This is a genomic window from Antarctobacter sp. (genome assembly GCF_965277915.1).
Classification (GTDB): domain Bacteria; phylum Pseudomonadota; class Alphaproteobacteria; order Rhodobacterales; family Rhodobacteraceae; genus Antarctobacter.
Window position 1 is genome coordinate 2,383,772 of the sequence record NZ_OZ255849.1, and the last position, 17,159, is coordinate 2,400,930.

13 protein-coding genes are annotated in these 17,159 nt (G+C 64.1%); 6 read left to right on the plus strand and 7 right to left on the minus strand.

Features of this window, described 5'->3' with window-relative positions; all coding sequences use genetic code 11:
- Nucleotides 1–82 precede the first annotated feature (82 nt).
- On the minus strand, nt 83–3,502 hold the full coding sequence (locus ACQY5B_RS12430) for an indolepyruvate ferredoxin oxidoreductase family protein (RefSeq protein WP_420325040.1): 3,420 nt from the start codon (nt 3,500–3,502) through the stop codon (nt 83–85).
- Nucleotides 3,503–3,667: 165 nt separating this feature from the next.
- Between ACQY5B_RS12430 and ACQY5B_RS12435 the strand changes: the two genes are divergently transcribed.
- The 3 genes from ACQY5B_RS12435 (at nt 3,668) to ACQY5B_RS12445 (ending at nt 8,064) form a co-directional block, all read left to right on the plus strand.
- Nucleotides 3,668–4,573, plus strand: a complete 906-nt coding sequence (locus ACQY5B_RS12435; protein WP_420325039.1) for a LysR family transcriptional regulator — start codon at nt 3,668–3,670, stop codon at nt 4,571–4,573.
- Nucleotides 4,574–5,146: 573 nt separating this feature from the next.
- Nucleotides 5,147–7,306 carry a phosphoribosylformylglycinamidine synthase subunit PurL gene (gene purL / locus ACQY5B_RS12440; protein ID WP_420325038.1) on the plus strand — a complete coding sequence of 720 codons (2,160 nt, stop codon included), beginning with the start codon at nt 5,147–5,149 and terminating at the stop codon, nt 7,304–7,306.
- 71 nt (nt 7,307–7,377) lie between these two features.
- A complete protein-coding gene (locus ACQY5B_RS12445) occupies nt 7,378–8,064 on the plus strand; it encodes a M48 family metalloprotease (protein WP_305968274.1) in 687 nt (228 codons plus the stop codon).
- A 6-nt stretch (nt 8,065–8,070) separates the two neighbouring features.
- Here the strand turns inward: ACQY5B_RS12445 and ACQY5B_RS12450 are convergent, their stop codons facing one another.
- Together ACQY5B_RS12450 and ACQY5B_RS12455 are read right to left on the minus strand one after the other, a co-directional pair.
- Nucleotides 8,071–9,210, minus strand: a complete 1,140-nt coding sequence (locus ACQY5B_RS12450) for a YhaZ family DNA alkylation repair protein (RefSeq protein ID WP_420325037.1) — start codon at nt 9,208–9,210, stop codon at nt 8,071–8,073.
- A gap of 4 nt (nt 9,211–9,214) precedes the next feature.
- Complete coding sequence (locus ACQY5B_RS12455) at nt 9,215–9,994, minus strand: SDR family oxidoreductase (protein WP_420325036.1); 780 nt, start codon at nt 9,992–9,994, stop codon at nt 9,215–9,217.
- Nucleotides 9,995–10,123: 129 nt separating this feature from the next.
- Here ACQY5B_RS12455 and ACQY5B_RS12460 point away from each other — a divergent pair, with 129 nt between their 5' ends.
- Nucleotides 10,124–11,134 carry a Hint domain-containing protein gene (locus ACQY5B_RS12460; protein ID WP_420325035.1) on the plus strand — a complete coding sequence of 337 codons (1,011 nt, stop codon included), beginning with the start codon at nt 10,124–10,126 and terminating at the stop codon, nt 11,132–11,134.
- On the opposite strand, the gene ACQY5B_RS12465 is transcribed toward ACQY5B_RS12460, so the two are convergent.
- A complete protein-coding gene (locus ACQY5B_RS12465; RefSeq protein ID WP_420325034.1) occupies nt 11,131–11,508 on the minus strand; it encodes a nuclear transport factor 2 family protein in 378 nt (125 codons plus the stop codon). The two genes, ACQY5B_RS12460 and ACQY5B_RS12465, sit on opposite strands and share 4 nt — an antisense overlap.
- A 370-nt stretch (nt 11,509–11,878) precedes the next feature.
- Here ACQY5B_RS12465 and ACQY5B_RS12470 point away from each other — a divergent pair, with 370 nt between their 5' ends.
- The gene (locus ACQY5B_RS12470) at nt 11,879–13,498 is read left to right on the plus strand and encodes a peptide chain release factor 3 (RefSeq protein WP_420325033.1); all 1,620 of its coding nucleotides are present in this window, start codon (nt 11,879–11,881) and stop codon (nt 13,496–13,498) included.
- Nucleotides 13,499–13,596: 98 nt separating this feature from the next.
- Here ACQY5B_RS12470 and ACQY5B_RS12475 read toward each other — a convergent pair whose 3' ends face one another.
- Nucleotides 13,597–14,532: a DUF7638 domain-containing protein gene (locus tag ACQY5B_RS12475; protein WP_420325032.1), complete on the minus strand. Its 936-nt coding sequence runs from the start codon at nt 14,530–14,532 to the stop codon at nt 13,597–13,599.
- Nucleotides 14,533–14,680: 148 nt separating this feature from the next.
- Between ACQY5B_RS12475 and ACQY5B_RS12480 the strand changes: the two genes are divergently transcribed.
- Nucleotides 14,681–15,118 (plus strand): hypothetical protein, encoded by a 438-nt coding sequence (locus ACQY5B_RS12480; protein WP_420325031.1) that lies wholly within the window; start codon nt 14,681–14,683, stop codon nt 15,116–15,118.
- Between the two features lie 237 nt (nt 15,119–15,355).
- Here the strand turns inward: ACQY5B_RS12480 and ACQY5B_RS12485 are convergent, their stop codons facing one another.
- Nucleotides 15,356–16,132 (minus strand): tetratricopeptide repeat protein, encoded by a 777-nt coding sequence (locus ACQY5B_RS12485; protein WP_420325030.1) that lies wholly within the window; start codon nt 16,130–16,132, stop codon nt 15,356–15,358.
- Between the two features lie 12 nt (nt 16,133–16,144).
- The gene (locus ACQY5B_RS12490; RefSeq protein ID WP_420325029.1) at nt 16,145–17,122 is read right to left on the minus strand and encodes a hypothetical protein; all 978 of its coding nucleotides are present in this window, start codon (nt 17,120–17,122) and stop codon (nt 16,145–16,147) included.
- Nucleotides 17,123–17,159: the final 37 nt, after the last annotated feature.

Here is a 17,159-nt window from a genome sequence, read left to right on the forward strand (position 1 = left end):
TTTTACTGTCGTTCGACCGTTGTGACCAGAATTTGTGACATTCCGATGAAGCTTTCGTGACCTGGCGCGGGCGCCTTTTCCCTTACTCCGCCGCCTCCTTCAAGGGGGTTCCGCCCTGCCGCAGGACCGAAAGCAGCTCCTCGCGCCGCTTGGCGGCCTTGGCTTCGTTCTGGGCCTTGACCGGGCCGAAACCGCGGATCTGCAGCGGCAGTTCTGCCAGGGCAACCAGCGCATCCATCGTCTCGGGGCGCGCCTTGGGCAGCCATTCGGCCATGTCGGCCTCGTACTGCTTGATCAACGCGCGCTCCATGCGGCGTTCTTCGCTGCGGCCAAAGATGTCCAGCGGCGTGCCGCGCAGACCCTTCAAGCGGGCTAGCAGTCGGAACCAGCGCAACATGCCTTCGCCAAAGGTCTTTTTCACCGGGCGCCCGTCCGCGCCGGTCTTCGACAGGATCGGCGGCGCAAGATGGAAGGTCATCCTGAAATCGCCATCGAAGGTGCCCGAAGCCTTGTCGCGGGTTTCCAGCAGCAGCCGAGCAACCTCGTATTCGTCCTTGTAGGCAAGCAGCTTGTGATAGCCTTTGGCAACGGCCTCTTTCAGGCGCTTGTCCTCGATCCCGTCGACCAGCTTGCGATAGCGTTTCGCCAGCCCCTTGCCCTGGTATTTCACCAGGTGGTCGGCACGGAAGGCGATCCTTTCATCCACGCTTTTCGGCTTGGCCACAACCTTGGGCGTCAGCAGTTCGCGGGCCTCTTGCGGGTGCAGAACGGCCCAGCGGCCGATCTCGAAGGCGCGCAGGTTCTTGTCCACAGCCGCGCCGTTCAGCTCGACCGCCTCGGCAATGGCCTCGTGGCCCAGCGGGATCAGGCCCTGCTGCCACGCCGCACCCAGGATCATCATGTTGGAAAAGATCGAGTCGCCCAGCGTCGCGCGGGCCAGTTCCGAGGCGTCGAAGAACGCCACCCGCTCCTGCAGGCGCGCCTCCAGCGCAAGGCGTAACTGGTCGGTAGGCAGGGTGAATTCCGTGTCGCGGGTGAAATCGCCAGTGATGATCTCATGGCTGTTGACCACCGCGCCGGTCTGGCCGGTGCGGGTCAGGCCCAGCGTCTTGGACCCGGCAGAGACCACCAGGTCTCCACCGATCAGCGCATGGGCTTCGCCGGTGGCGACGCGCACGGCGCTGATGTCCGAGGGCTGTTCAGCCAGCCGCAGGTGGATATGCACCGCCCCGCCCTTCTGCGCGAGACCCGCCATTTCCATCATTGCCGCGCCCTTGCCGTCGATCTGCGCCGCCTGCGCCAATACGGCGCCGATGGTCACGACGCCGGTGCCACCGACGCCGGTGATGACGACGTTATGCGTGCCGTCGATCGCGGGCAGCTCTGGCGCGGGCATATCAGGCAGGTGGAGTTCGGTGGTCGCCGATTTCTTGACCTTCGCCCCCTCGAGGGTCACGAAGGAGGGGCAAAAGCCCTTGAGGCAGGAAAAGTCCTTGTTGCAGGCGCTCTGGTCGATCTCGCGCTTGCGCCCAAGTTCGGTTTCCTTGGGGGTAATGGCCACGCAGTTCGACTGCACCCCGCAATCGCCGCAGCCCTCGCAGACATCGGTGTTGATGAAGACGCGCTGATCCGGGTCCGGGAAATTTCCGCGCTTGCGGCGGCGACGTTTCTCGGCGGCGCAGGTCTGGACGTAGATGATGGCGGTGACACCCTCTGTCTGCGCCATCCGTTTCTGCACGGTCTCCATCTCTGCGCGCTCGAATGTCTGCACGCCGTCCGGAAAAGAGGCAGGGTTCACCTCTTCCTTTTCGTCGTAGACGACGGCGACGGATTCGACGCCCATCGCCTTGACCTCGGCGGCTATGCGCTGCGGCGTCAGCCCGCCCTCGTTCTTCTGCCCGCCGGTCATGGCGACGGCATCGTTGAACAGGATCTTGTAGGTGATGTTGGTGCCTGCGGCGAGCGCGGCGCGGATCGCCTGCACACCGGAGTGGTTATAGGTGCCATCGCCCAGGTTCTGGAACACATGGGGACGCTTGGAAAACGGTGCCTCGCCGATCCAGTTCGCGCCCTCGGCCCCCATGTGGGTAAAGCCCAACGTTTCGCGGTCCATCCACTGCACCATGTAGTGACAGCCGATGCCGGCGTAGGCGCGGCTGCCCTCGGGCACCTTGGTCGAACTGTTGTGCGGACACCCGGCACAGAAATAGGGCAGACGGGCGGCAATCTCGGGCAGGTTGTCCGCCCGCGCTGCCTCTTCGATCTGCGTCAGCCCGGCCTTGATCCGGTCGGTGCCCCGGCCCTCTTCAACAAAGATCTCGCCCAGCTTGCGCGCGATCCAGGTGGGGTCCAGCGCGCCGCGTGTCGGGAACAGCTCATCCCGATGCATCCCGCCTGCCCCGCCCTTGTACCAGCCATAGACGCGGCGGCCCTGACGGTTGTCGAACAGGGCCTCCTTGATCTGCACTTCGATCAGCTTGCGCTTTTCCTCGATGACCACGATCAGGTCGAGCCCTTCGGCCCAGTCGTAGAACCCCTGCATGTCCAGCGGAAAGACCTGCCCCACCTTGTAGGTCGTTATCCCAAGCCGCTCTGCCTCACCTTCGTCGATGCCAAGCAATGACATGGCGTGTTGCAGGTCGAGCCAGTTCTTGCCTGCCGCCACCAAGCCGATCTTGGCGCCCGGCTTGCCCCACATGCGCTTGTCCATGCCGTTGGCACGGGAAAACGCCTCGGCGGCGAAGCGCTTGTAGTCGATCATCCGCGCCTCTTGCGCGTGCGGGGTGTCCTGGAGGCGGATGTTCAGCCCGCCCTCGGGCATGTCGAAGTCAGGCATGACCAGTTGCACCCGGTCGGGCCGGCCATCGACGACCGCCGTCGCCTCGATCGTGTCTTTCATCGTCTTGAGGCCGACCCAGAGGCCGGAAAAGCGCGACAAGGCATAGCCGTAAAGGCCGTAGTCCAGGATTTCCTGCACGCCGGCGGGCGAGACGACGGGCATGTAGGCATCCACCAAGGCCCATTCGGACTGGTGCAGCACGGTGGAGGATTCGCCGGTATGGTCGTCCCCCATCGCCATCAGCACACCACCATGTAGCGACGTGCCCGCCATGTTGGCATGGCGCATGGCATCGCCGGAGCGGTCTACGCCCGGCCCCTTGCCGTACCAGAGGCCAAAGACACCATCGAACTTGCCCTCGCCGCGCAATTCCGCCTGCTGGCAGCCCCAGAGCGCGGTCGCGGCAAGGTCTTCGTTCAAACCTTCCTCGAATTTCACATCGGCGGCGCGCAAGTGCTTTTCGGCTCGGCGCATCTGCATGTCGACCGCGCCCAGCGGGGACCCCCGGTAACCGGTGACATAGCCTGCGGTGTTGAGCCCGGCGGCCCGGTCGCGGGCCTTCTGGGTCAGCATCAGTCGGACAAGGGCCTGGGTCCCGTTCAGCAGAACCTTGTCCTTGTCCAGGTCGAACCGGTCGTTCAGCGTAATCTGGTGCTTGCTCATCGCGCGCCTCCTAACGCAGAAGATATGTGCATTCACGATGAAATATAGGTCAGAAAGTATGACCTGAACAGGTAAAATAACGCCAAAATGACGTGTTAGTCCTGTATAGCCCTTAACAAACGCATTCTGTCGTATAAGGAGACAGACAAACAAGACTGTGGTGACATGGATTGGGATAAGCTCAGAATATTTCACGCTGTTGCTGATGCAGGCAGCCTCACGCACGCGGGCGATACGCTGCACCTGTCCCAATCGGCGGTGTCGCGGCAGATCCGTGCGCTCGAGGAATCGCTGAACACCACCCTGTTCCACCGTCACGCCCGAGGGCTGATCCTGACGGAACAGGGTGAATTGCTGTTCGACGCGACGATTGCCATGATCAAGCGGATCGACGCGGCCACCGCCCGCATCCGCGACAGCGAGGAAGAGGTCTTTGGCAAGCTGCGCGTGACCACCACGCATGGCTTCGGCGTGCTCTGGCTGGCACCGCGACTGACCAAGCTGTACGAGAAGTACCCCGAGCTGAACATCGACCTGATGCTGGAGGAACGCGTGTTGGACCTGCCCATGCGCGAGGCCGACGTGGCCATCCGCATGAAGGAACCCAGCCAGGCCGATCTTATCCGCAAGCGGCTGATGAGCATCCGGATGCGGCTATACGCATCGCCGCAATACCTTGAGGCACACGGCGAGCCCAAGGCGCTGGCGGACATGAAGGCCCACCGGCTGATCTGCCAGAACCCGAATTCGGCGCAGGTCGCCTCGGGCAAGGCGCTGGTCCAGGAACTGCTGACCTACGAATTGCCGGCCACGCTGACCGTGAACAACTATTTCGGCGTGTTGCAGGCCGTGATCTCGAACCTCGGAATCGGCGTTTTGCCCGATTACATCATCGAGGACTTCCCCAATGTCGTGCGCGTCCTGCCCGAGGTCGAGTCGGTCGAAGTGCCGGTTTTCCTCGCGTACCCGGAAGAGTTGAGACAATCCAAGCGTGTAGCCGCTTTCCGCGACTTCGTTCAGGAAGAAATCATGGCCCATCGCCGCCAGGTTCGCGCGATGGGAGACGACTGAACTCGCCCTAAACGCGCATGAATCACTGTGGTATGCGCATCACGCATAGCGGGAATGCTGCGACTGCGACGTGAAATGACTTGATCGAGTCAGTCGTGATGACATATTCGGCAGACGAACGATGAAACGCTCAATCGCGGTTCATCTTCATACCTCCCTGTTGGACTTCGGCCGAGCTTTGTGCTCGGCCTTTTTTTTGGCCCAACCGTTGGTGTCTGAATTTCCACCAGATCCTGTGGCGCATGACACGACGGTCGCTTGATCTGGATCGCAGGCCAACAGGTGACCAAACGTCAATCAGTAGCGGTCAGTGAAAATTGCCATCTTTTTCATCACCCGCTCTGACAAATGGCCGAAAATTCACATCTCGGCACATTTCGTCGTTGCACGCGTAGGGAGAGTGGCGGAAAATTCGCTCCGCCAAGGGTTCGCTTGAAGGACCCAAGCCCAAGGGCTGCGCCCTCCTCTCCCTTCGCACCTGCAGCATGAACGGCATCCGCGCACATGCGCCCCCTTTCCCTGCGTCTAGCCATCACGTAAAGACCGCTCGACAGTGCAGACGGGGGAAAAACGATGCAGGAACCGGCCATCACCGAAGAGCTGATCGAGGCGCACGGGATCAAGCCCGACGAATACGCCGAGATCCTGCGTATCCTGAATCGCGAACCCAGCTTTACCGAGCTGGGCATCTTCTCGGCCATGTGGAACGAACACTGTTCCTACAAGTCGTCCAAGATCCACCTGAAGAAACTGCCGACCACCGGCCCGCAGGTGATCTGCGGCCCGGGTGAGAACGCTGGCGTCGTGGACATCGGCGACGGTCAGGCCGTGGTCTTCAAGATGGAAAGCCACAACCACCCCTCGTACATCGAACCCTACCAGGGCGCGGCCACCGGCGTGGGCGGCATCCTGCGCGACGTCTTCACGATGGGCGCACGGCCCATCGCGGCGATGAACTCGCTCAGTTTTGGCGAAAAGGACCACCCGAAGACCCGCCAGCTGGTACATGGCGTGGTCGAAGGGATCGGCGGCTACGGCAACGCCTTCGGCGTGCCCACGGTCGGCGGCGAGGCCCGGTTCCACCCCGCTTACAACGGCAACTGCCTGGTGAACGCCTTTGCGGCCGGGCTGGCCGATGCGGACAAGATCTTTTACTCCGCCGCCAGCGGCGTCGGCCGCCCGGTGGTCTATTTGGGCGCCAAGACGGGCCGCGACGGTGTCGGCGGTGCGACGATGGCCAGCGCCGAGTTCGACGAGTCGATCGAGGAAAAGCGCCCCACCGTCCAGGTCGGTGACCCTTTCACCGAAAAACGTCTGATGGAAGCGACGCTGGAACTGATGCAGACCGGCGCCGTCATTTCCATCCAGGACATGGGCGCGGCGGGCCTGACCTGTTCCGCGGTCGAAATGGGCGACAAGGGCCAACTGGGCATCCGGCTGGACCTGGAGAACGTGCCCCAGCGCGAAACCAACATGACCGCCTACGAGATGATGCTGTCCGAAAGCCAGGAGCGGATGCTCATGGTGCTGGACCCCGCGAAAGAGGCCGAGGCCAAGGCCGTCTTCGACAAGTGGGACCTGGACTTTGCCATCGTCGGCGAAACGATCCCCGAGGATCGCTTCCTGATCATGCACAACGGCGAATGCAAGGCGGACATGCCCCTGTCGCGCCTGTCGTCCTCTGCCCCGGAATACGACCGCCCCTGGGAGCCGATCGAACCGCCGGCGCCCCTCGAGGACGTGCCGCAGGTCGATCCCGTGGACGCGCTGAAAATGCTGGTGTCCAGCCCCAATTACTGCGCGCGGTCATGGATTTACGAACAATACGACAGCCAGGTCATGGCCGACACCATGCGCGTGCCCGGTTTTGGCGCCGGCGTCATCCGCGTGCATGGCACCGACAAGCAGCTAGCCTTCACCAGTGACGTGACCCCCCGCTACGTCAAGGCCAACCCGGTGGAGGGCGGCAAGCAAGCGGTGGCAGAGGCCTATCGCAACCTCTGCGCGGTGGGGGCCAAGCCCTTGGCCACAACCGACAACCTGAACTTCGGCAACCCCGAAAAGCCCGAGATCATGGGCCAGTTCGTCGGCGCGCTGGACGGGATCGGGCAGGCCTGCCTTGCACTGGACATGCCGATCGTCTCGGGCAACGTCTCTCTTTACAATGAAACCGACGGTCAGGGCATCCTGCCGACGCCGACCATCGGCGCGGTGGGCCTGATCGCGGCGGACGAGGAACCGATCCTCGACTACGCGCGCGACGGCCATGTCGCTCTTTTGCTCGGCGAAACCGAAGGCCACCTTGGTCAATCCGCCCTGCTCTACGAGGTGTTCAACCGCGAGGAAGGTGACGCGCCTGCGGTCGACCTTGCCGCCGAGAAGGCGACCGGTGAATTCATCCGCGCCAACCGTGACTGGATCCGCTGCTGTACCGACCTCTCGGATGGCGGGCTGGCCCTTGCGGCTTTCGAAATGGCCGCAGCCTCGGGCGTGGGTCTGCACCTGGACACGGATGACACGGCCACCCTGTTCGGCGAGGATCAGGGCCGTTACCTGATCGCCTGCAACTTCGACTCGGCCGAGGCACTGATGATCGCCGCAGGCCAGGCCGGGGTGCCGATCACCGCCGTGGGCCGCTTTACCGGCGACAAGGTTCGCTTCGGCAAATCCGAAGCGCCCTTGGCGGAACTGGTTGACCTGTCGAAGGGGGCGCTGGAACAGCATTTCGGCTGAGCTGCGGCAAATGACGGAAAACGGGGAAACGCCACCTTTCCGAGGGCGGCGTTCCGCCCCATATTCCCCTCATGCTGAAGCTGACCCCGATCCTGCTCGCCCTGGCCTATGGGCTGATCTACTACCGCTTTTCCGCCTGGCGCACGGCGAAGGAGCTGGATTCCCAGTCAACGGAACTGGCCGACCCCAAGCTGAAGCGGTTGACCGACCGCATGGCCGCCGCGCTGGACCTGCCCCGCATCCGCGTGAACATCTACGAGATCGACCCGATCAACGGGCTTGCAGCGCCGGACGGGCGGATCTTCATCACGCGCGGCTTCTATCGCAAATATCAACAGGGCGAGGTCAGCGCCGAGGAATTGGCCAGCGTGATCGCCCACGAACTGGGCCATGTTGCCCTCGGGCACACACGGCGGCGAATGATCGATTTTTCCGGGCAGAACGCCCTGCGAACTGCCCTGGCGATGGTCCTCGGGCGCATCCTGCCCGGCATCGGCGTCTTCATTGCCAACGGACTGGCCTCGCTCTTGGCGGCACGTCTGTCGCGCACTGACGAATACGAGGCCGACGCCTATGCGGCCGCCCTGTTGACCAAGGCCGGCATCGGTGTGGCGCCACAGAAGTCGCTGTTCGGCAAGCTCGAGGATCTGACCAGGTCGCGTGCCGGCGCCGTGCCGGCATGGCTGATGTCACACCCGAAGACATCCGAACGGATCAAGGCACTGGAAGTGCTCGAGACGCGCTGGGACCAGGGCTGAGCCTGTTCAGGCCGTCAGGTCGAACTCTGCCTCTGCCACATCCTGCCCGTTGACCTGCACGATGATCCGGTGAAGGCCGGGATGCAGGGTATAGGTGGTGGCATTGCCCTTGAGCGTATGGCGCTTGGACAGGCGCAGTGTCTGTCCCGGGAGCAGCTTGCCGGTCTTCAGCTTGTAGACCTTTTCCGCCGCGCCCCTTGGACGGTTGAACCGCAGGCGGTAATCCACCAGCACCGGCAGCGCCTCGTCCGCCTCCAGCAGCACGTCGAATTCCAGCGCGTCACCGATCCGCACGTTTTCCGACAGCCCCTCTATCCGCGCGCGGACCTGGCCCGGGCGATAGCCCAGCAATTCCAGCGCCGGCGCTTCGCCCCGCTTGACCGCCGTGCGCAGGGCGTGACGGATGATCCAGTCCATTTCCTTGGTGTCCTGCCGCCCCTGCGATTGCCAGTCGCGCAGATGCGCCACCACCCGGTCCGGCATGACTTTGGACAGGTCGTTCATGTGATTGGCCACCGACCGCGTGACATAGCGCGTCCTGTCCGCGTGCAGCCGGTCAAGGAAGCGCAGCGGAACCGCCGGGTCCAGCGTGATGTTCGCAGCCCAGGGCAGGCGCGGGCGCGTGCCCTCGCTGACCAGTCGCCGGACGTGATAGTTGTCGTCCCCCGCCCAAGCGTCCAGCCGGGCGAGGGTCTCGTCCGGCCAACGGTTCAGAAAGGGCCGGATATAGAATTCCATCGAGAACCGTTTGGTTGCCTCGTACAGCAGGTCCAGCGCGCGGTCGCGGTGGTCCTCCAGCCCATGCCGCACGGCCAGGATGCCCGGCACCGCGTGGATGAACCGGCCAAAGTCATCATCGCTCAGTGCCGGGTCAAGGGGTGGCGGCATGGCCGCCTCCAGCGCATCGGCCATTGCGGGGAACGGTCCGGGCAACTGCCGCTCGACACAGGTGGCGATCCAGTCCAGCCGCTCGAGCAGGCCGCGCCCATCCAATCCGCCGACCGCCTCTTCGTGGAAACGATCGGCGTCAAAGCCGGGCAAGACGGCATAGTCCTGCGCGAGATCGCGCAAGCTGTCCGCGTTGAACAATTGATCGGCAAGGGAAAACCCCGCGCCGCCGCCCTGCCCGTCCGGTCCGCGTGCCATGTGGTTACATGGTCATGTTGCTGGCGCCGCCATCCAGCAGGATGTTCTGGCCGACGATGAACCCGGAGTGCTGCGAGCAGAGAAAGGCGCACATCTTGCCGAATTCCTCCGGCGTGCCATAGCGGCCCGCCGGGACGGTGGCGTAGCGTTCGGCCCGCGCCTCGTCGATCGAGATCCCCGCCGCCTTGGCGCGTGCGCCGTCCAGTGCATCGGCACGGTCGGTGGCATGGAACCCCGGCAGCAGGTTGTTGACGATCACACCGTCGGGCGCCACCTGCCGCGCGGTGCCCGCGACATAGCCGGTCAGCCCGGTGCGGGCGGAATTGGACAGGCCCAGAACCGCCACCGGCGCCTTGACCGAGACGGAGGTGATGTTGACCACCCTCCCCCAGCCCTTGTCGATCATCTTGGGCATCATCGCGGTCATCAACGCGATAGGCGTCAGCATGTTGGCGTCCAGCGCCTTGATGAAATCCTCGCGCCCCCAGTCGGACCACATGCCCGGCGGCGGGCCTCCCGCGTTGGTCACCAGGATGTCGACGTCCCCCGCCTCTTCAAGCACCCGTGCGCGGCCCTCTTCCGACACGATGTCCGCCGCGACCGTCTTGATCGAAACCTGGTAGCGATCCCGAAGGTCCTGGGCGGTTTCCTCCAGCGCATCGGCGCCGCGTGCGTTCATCACAAGGTCGACGCCCGCCTCTGCCAATGCCTCGGCACAGCCGCGCCCCAGGCCCTTGGACGAGGCGCACACCAGCGCCCGCTTGCCGCGAATTCCCAGATCCATGTTCTGTTCCCTGTTCCTGTTTCCCTTTTGTCGACAAAAGGCCGGAGATGCGGCCATTTGAAGACACATTGTGCTGGCATACAATGGCCGACCGCGTCTATCCAGTGACCATCCGCTTGCGAAGGACCCATGCCTGAGACCGATCCCGACCGCGCCACGCACAGCCTGCAGGTCTACCGCGCCGATGCGCTGCGGGTGGTGAACGGTGCCAACCTCGGCGATGCCATCTGCTTTGCCGAGGAACTGGTCCATGACGACATCTATCGTCTCTCGCCGCTTGCGGCGTTGAAACCGCTGGGCGTGGACACCGGGGCGACACCGCCTTTTCGCATCTCCGCCAATAGCGTCTTGGGGTCCGCCGGGGCCGACCTGCACCTGGATTGTTGCGTGACCTTCATGTCCGGCGACGGCCAGACGACAGAGGCGCTTGTGCTGGTCGAAACAGATGCCGAGGGCCATGCGGCAGAGGTCTACCTGATGCCCTTGGCGCCGATGACCGCGCGGGCCGACTATGTGCTGGTCGGCGTGGACCGAGAAGGCGCCCTGCAACGCTATGCCCAGGTTTCCTGCGTTTCCTTCACCGCCGGCACCATGATCACGCTTGCCAATGGTGCACAGCGCGCGGTCGAAGACCTGACGGTCGGCGACCGCATCCTGACCCGCGACGACGGCCCCCAGCCGATCCGCTGGATCGGCCACCAGACGGTGCGCGCCGTGGGCGCCTTTGCCCCGATCTGCATCCGCGAAGGCGTGTTGAACAACACCCGTGATTTGCTCGTGTCCCCCGATCACCGGCTTTTCATCTACCAGCGGCGCGACAACCTGGGCGCCGGTCGCTCGGAACTGCTGGTCCGCGCGCGCCACCTGGTGAACGGCGACACCGTGGCCCGCCGCGAGGGCGGTTTCGTGGACTACTACAAGATGCTCTTTGACGCGCATCAGATCATCTATGCCGAAGGAATCGCTGCGGAATCCATGCTGGTGGACACCCGCACCCGCGCCGCCCTGCCCAAGGACCTCGAAGTTGCCGACCTGTTGCCCGGACATCGCCGCAGCGATCCCCGGGCGCTGGAGGTCGAGGAGCAACTGCTGGCCCGCCCCGACGCGGCCGAGGTGCTGCGCAAGTCGTCCGGCGGTTAGGCGCCGGTGTCGTAGTAGAACTCCTCACGCACGATCCGGCCCCCGGCCACGGTGTAGATCGCGACCTCCTTCATGGGGTCCACTTCGCCCGTGGCCTTGTTCCTTGCCTTGATGTCGAAGATGACCGCGAAACTGCTATCGCCGTGGCCGTAAGGTCCGTCGACAACCGCTTCGACCACCTCGAAATTCTCGGACCACCAGGCGTGCTTGCCCTTGATCCCGTCCAACCCGTGGGTTTCGGCGCTGTCGGCACCCGGCATCGTCATGGCCTCGACCGAAACGGCGTCGGCGGCATAGAGTTTGTCGAGGTTCTCCAGTTCGCGCCCCTCGCGGCACCCCGCGACGAGTTCCTGAGCAATTGTCTTGAAATCCATGTCACCCCCCCCAGGTGTTCACCATACGTTCACACTGACACGTCAATGTAATCGGAGCAAGACAAATCGCTGCAGTTCCGGCACCGGGTCACGCTTGGCCTCGCGCTGCATTTGGCCGGTGTCGCGACAAGATGCCGAACTGATCCGGGTTTTCCGTTGCCGCGCTAGAGCCCCGGGCGCTTTCCGCAACGGAGGCGATCAGCCCCCCGAAAAATTTGTCGCAGTGCAAATGACACGAGACGCGCCGACTGCCCCCAAATGGCAAGAGGCAAAGGTGCGCACCCGGTCAGAGCCCAGTTGGTGGGAAAACGCAGGCACCGGCGCGCGCGCCCGATTGCCCCCGCCTCGCGCCTCGCCTATATCCGCCCCCATGTTGGACACGCCCTCGAACCGCCCCGATCTGCCCGCGGAAATCGCCCGCCGCCGCACCTTTGCGATCATCTCGCACCCGGATGCCGGCAAGACGACCCTGACCGAGAAATTTCTGCTGTATGGCGGCGCCATCCAGATGGCCGGACAGGTGCGTGCCAAGGGCGAGGCGCGGCGCACACGGTCGGACTTCATGCAGATGGAGAAGGACCGGGGCATTTCCGTCTCGGCCTCGGCCATGTCCTTCGACTTTGCCAGCAAGGACCGGAACTTTCGCTTCAATCTGGTGGACACGCCCGGCCACTCGGACTTTTCCGAGGACACCTATCGCACGCTGACGGCGGTTGACGCGGCGGTGATGGTGATCGACGGGGCCAAGGGCGTCGAAAGCCAGACCCGCAAGCTGTTCGAGGTCTGCCGGTTGCGCGACCTGCCGATCCTGACCTTCTGCAACAAGATGGACCGCGAGGCGCGCGACACTTTCGAGATCATCGACGAGATCCAGGAGAACCTGGCCATCGACGTGACGCCCGCAAGCTGGCCCATCGGCATGGGGCGCGATTTCCTCGGCTGTTACGACATGCTGAACGACCGGCTGGAACTGATGGACCGTGCCGATCGCAACAAGGTGGCCGAAAGCATCGCGATGGAGGGGCTGGACGACCCGAGGCTGGACGAACATATCCCGGCCAACCTGCTGGAACAGTTGCGCGAAGAGGTCGAGATGGCGCGCGAACTCCTGCCCGCGCTGGACCCTCAGTCGGTGCTTGAGGGGCACATGACCCCGATCTGGTTCGGCTCGGCGATCAACTCTTTCGGGGTCAAGGAACTGATGGACGGCATCGGCACCTACGGTCCGGAACCGCAGGTCCAGAACGCCACCCCGCGCGAGATTGCGCCGGAGGAAAAGAAGGTCGCCGGGTTCGTCTTCAAGGTGCAGGCCAACATGGACCCCAAGCACCGCGACCGCGTGGCCTTTGTCCGGCTTGCCTCGGGGCATTTCACCCGCGGGATGAAACTGACCCATGTGCGCACCAAGAAACCGATGGCGATCTCCAACCCCGTTCTCTTCCTCGCTTCGGACCGTGAACTGGCGGAAGAGGCCTGGGCCGGCGACATCATCGGCATTCCCAACCACGGCCAGTTGCGCATCGGCGACACACTGACCGAGGGCGAGATGCTCAAGGTTTCGGGTATCCCCAGCTTCGCACCTGAACTGCTGCAGGGCGTGCGCGCAGGCGACCCGATGAAGGCCAAGCACCTGGAAAAGGCCTTGTTCCAGTTTGCCGAGGAAGGCGCGGCCAAGGTGTTCAAGCCGATGATCGGCTCGGGCTTCATCGTCGGCGTCGTGGGGGCCCTGCAATTCGAGGTGCTGGGCAGCCGGATCGAGATGGAATACGGCCTGCCGGTGCGGTTCGATCCGTCCCAGTTCACCAGCGCCCGCTGGGTGACGGGCGAAAAGGCGGCGGTGGAGAAATTCATCAACGCCAACAAGCAGCACATCAGCTACGACAACGATGGCGACGTGGTCTACATGACGCGCCTGCAATGGGACATCGACCGGATCGAGCGCGACTACCCCGACGTGACCCTGAGCGCGACCAAGGAGATGATGGTGTAACTTTCGCGTCCCATCGCGAAAGTTACGGTGGGCAAAGGTGTCCTTTCCGTCAGGGAAGGATCACCGCCCACACCTCTCCATTCCCGGGGCGCGGACCTTCACACCGCACTATCGCCATACAGCAGCTTGCGGATCGGGATGTCCTTTTCGTCCATGTCTCCGCAGTAACGGCGCAAGTGGGGCGGCACGGCCTCGTAGGTCCGCCTCAGTGTTTCCAGGTTTGCTTCTGTGGGGTCCGCCCAATAGGCGTCCGCGGCCGCGCGGCAGACATGGAAACTCGTCGGCTCTCCCCGCAGTTCGCGCCCGCTTTCCCGCAATTCTCCGATCAGCGCCTCACCCGAACAGGGCCCCGGCGCTGCATAGGCGCAGGTGGCAGACCCAAGGCCCCGTATCGTCACCCTGTCGCCTTCGCGCGGGAAATCGTACCGGCCCTGCCCCAGTTCCACCTCGAAATCCTCAAGCGATACGGCACGTGTGCCGCCGCTGCCCGTGACCGTCAGCGCATCGTTCCGGAACAGGATCAACTGCACCAGGTCGATGCTCTCCGCGCGTCTCTCGAAGGCCCAGAGCCACTTGCCCGGATACCGGTCACTGTCGCTGTCCGGCTCTGCCTCGCACCAGGGCGCGCCACGGGTGCGGTTCTGTTTCCAGCGCAGCCGCCCGTCAACGACATGGCTGGCACTGCCTTGCAGGTCCGTCAGGTTGTCCAGGGCGGGATTGAGTTCGGCCAAAAGGCCGTAGACCTGCGCGATCAGCGCATCGGAAGTCAGGGTCCAGCTCCCCTGTTCCAGGTCCAGCAGGCCAGCCCGTCCCAGGCGCAACGGCTCTCCATCCGGGAGCGAGGTGCGGACCCGCCCCCTGCGGACGTCCTCCTCGAACATGGCCAGGTCCATCAAGTCCGGCGCCTCGATCAGCCCGTCCTCGAAAACGGTCATGTCCACGAGGTGATAGTCGCCGATCCTCTGGATCACCGGAAAGGACAGCCCGTCGATTGTGCGCGTCGCCTGCCGCCGTGTCAGTTCCGATGCCTTCATGCCCTGCCTCACCCTCCTAGCTTGTCCAAGCTATAGACAAGGCGAACCGGGTCATGAAAGGCGGCAACGCGCAATTCTTTGCCAAACCATCTGCTACGGCGGGTGAACGGCATGGCGTGGGCGCGGCACATGGCCTATCTTCCGCCCCATGACCATGATGAATCTCATCGCCGGCTTCCACGCCGCCACGCTCTGCCTGTCCGCCCCCTGTACGGCCGAGGCCAACCCCTGGGACCTGATCAGCGCGATCGAGTACGAGGAGACCGAGACAGAGACCTCGTGGTCCGTGGCCAAGACCATTCCGGACGCTCTGCGCGCCCAGGCGCAGGACTTCGAGGTCACGGGCTATTACGTCCCGGTCGAGGCGCAGGCCTATGTCTCGACCTTCCTGCTGGTGCCGGACCCCGCCGATTGTCCATTCTGCGGACAGAACGGATATGGCCCCTCGCTCGAAGTCAGCATGAAGCGCCCCATGCCCGACGTTCCCGAGGCGACAAAGGTCACCGTGCGCGGAACCCTGAACTTCGACGACAGCCCGGAAACCTATCGCGCGGTCTTTGTCACCGAAGGCGTTCTGATCGACTGAAGACCGCCGCCCCGTGGATGATGTGGCCGCTGAACGCGGTCTGAACCAGCCTCGACATCATATGCCCCTAGGTACAGACGCGCGCCACAGAGCACGACGAAGCCGCCAAGGAAGGCCACGGCATGGCGTTTCCATGGAGTGGCCCTGAAATTGGACTGCCAGATCTGCGGATGATCCAGACCAAGGCGGGATCAAATAGAAGCGGATTTCAGAATGCTCCTTGCAATCGCGGCGGTCCTAGCGACGGCGTGGCGTGAGGACGACCTGGATCGCCTGGGAAATCAGCAGGCCGACAATGGCACCGATCACACCTGCATCCGGTTCGCGGCCACCTCCGGAAGCAACGAACCAGCCGGCAAAGGCGCCCCCCGCCAACAGCGCCAGCCAGAGGATGGTGCGAAACAGCCCCCGGATAAATCCCGACCCTGCGCGCTTGACGGTGCGCACCTGCCCCCGGGGAGCAGCTCTGCGGCCCCGTCCGGCCAGCCAGCGACCAATCACCCCGCCCACCACGACCAGCACAAGGATGAGTCCGCCGATATCGCTTTCGCGGATGTAACCGCCGTGCAACTCGCTCGTGAGATTGACGGCAACGATGAAAAGGACCGGAAAGATCATCGCCCCCAGCAGGACAAAAATGATGCTGCGCAGCCAGCCGGGCCCCGTCCGAGAGGGCTTTTGGTGCTTGGGTGCGGGCCGTGCCGCCCCCGCCGCGCGGACCGGTCCGGCCGACTGCGCGGGCGCGGTCCGCTGCCGCAACAGATCCAGGGTACGCCCTGCAATCGCGTCATCCGGCGCCTGGGCCAGCACCCACTCGGCATTCTGCCGGGCCGTTTCCGGATCCCCGGCGCGCGCAGCGCAAAGGCCGAAGAGCGCCCGCGCCTTCAGGTTCGTAGGATCCCGGCGAAAGACCTGTTGAATGGCGGCATCCGCACCGGCGAGGTCATCGGCCATCAGGCATTCATGGGCGCCCAACAACAGGTCGGCAGTGTCATGCGTTCGCTGTGTGCTCATCCTCTGCGCTCCTCACTTCCGGAAAAAGTCGGGCGGCGCTTCGAAGTTCGGCATCGCGTCCGGCTGCTGTGGCGCATCAGGTGCGTCATCGGCCTCGGGTCCAGCCGGGATCAGCGGGCCGGGCCCGAGCCTCCTTGCCATCTCGGCGTCGATCATGTCATTGGGCAGCCGGTTCTGTGCATCGGGGCCATTTTCGCGCAGCATGTCCCCGAGAGAGCGCAATTGATCCACGCTGGGAAACTCGCCCGCGGTCATCAGGGTCTGGATACGCTGCTCGGTCCGTTCGAGCAGGTCGGCGGTTCCGTAGACGCCTTCCGCACGCTGCTGGGACGCGGCCCAGGACACAGCCTCGGCCACGAGTGGGTCCAGCGGCTGGCGCCCGGAAACGGCGCCGCGCCCGAAGGGCGTCGCGCCGCCCCGCAGGTTCGCGGCCGCGATCATTGCGCCGCCGTCGTCGACATCATCAAGGTCCAGGTCGTATCCGGCATCGTTGAGCGCGCGCATGACCATGCCGTAGTTCAGGTCGGCACCCGGGGTGATCGTCGACGAGGGCAAATCCGCATCCCCTCCTGCCTCAGGATCGACCGCAAGCTCCAAACCTTCGGATGCGTCCATGTCCGCGACGGGCGTGATGGTCGATGACGGCAACCCGTCCGTGGCCGAGACATAGGGGCCTTCCGGCGGCCTCGGGTCGACCCTGCGCGCCCCGGCGGCCTCATCCGGCCCGTCGACCATTTCCTGCATCCCGGCTGTGTCGCGCCCGCTCTTTGGGGTCAGCCGCGCCTTGTCGTAGGTCTGGGGCGTGTGCGGACCGTGGATCTCGGTCTCGCCATATTTGTAGATGGCCTCGCCCTTGCTGCGCGGATCGTCGGGGTGGGTCTTCTTGAACAGCCAATCGGCAACATTGCCGGAAGCGTCGTATTTCTCGTCGAACTCCTGACCCTTTTCATACCCTTTCAGGAACGACTTCACGATTCTCCAGAACGACATGACGGCCTCCCTATCGGTCGGGAGAACTCTGCAGGAA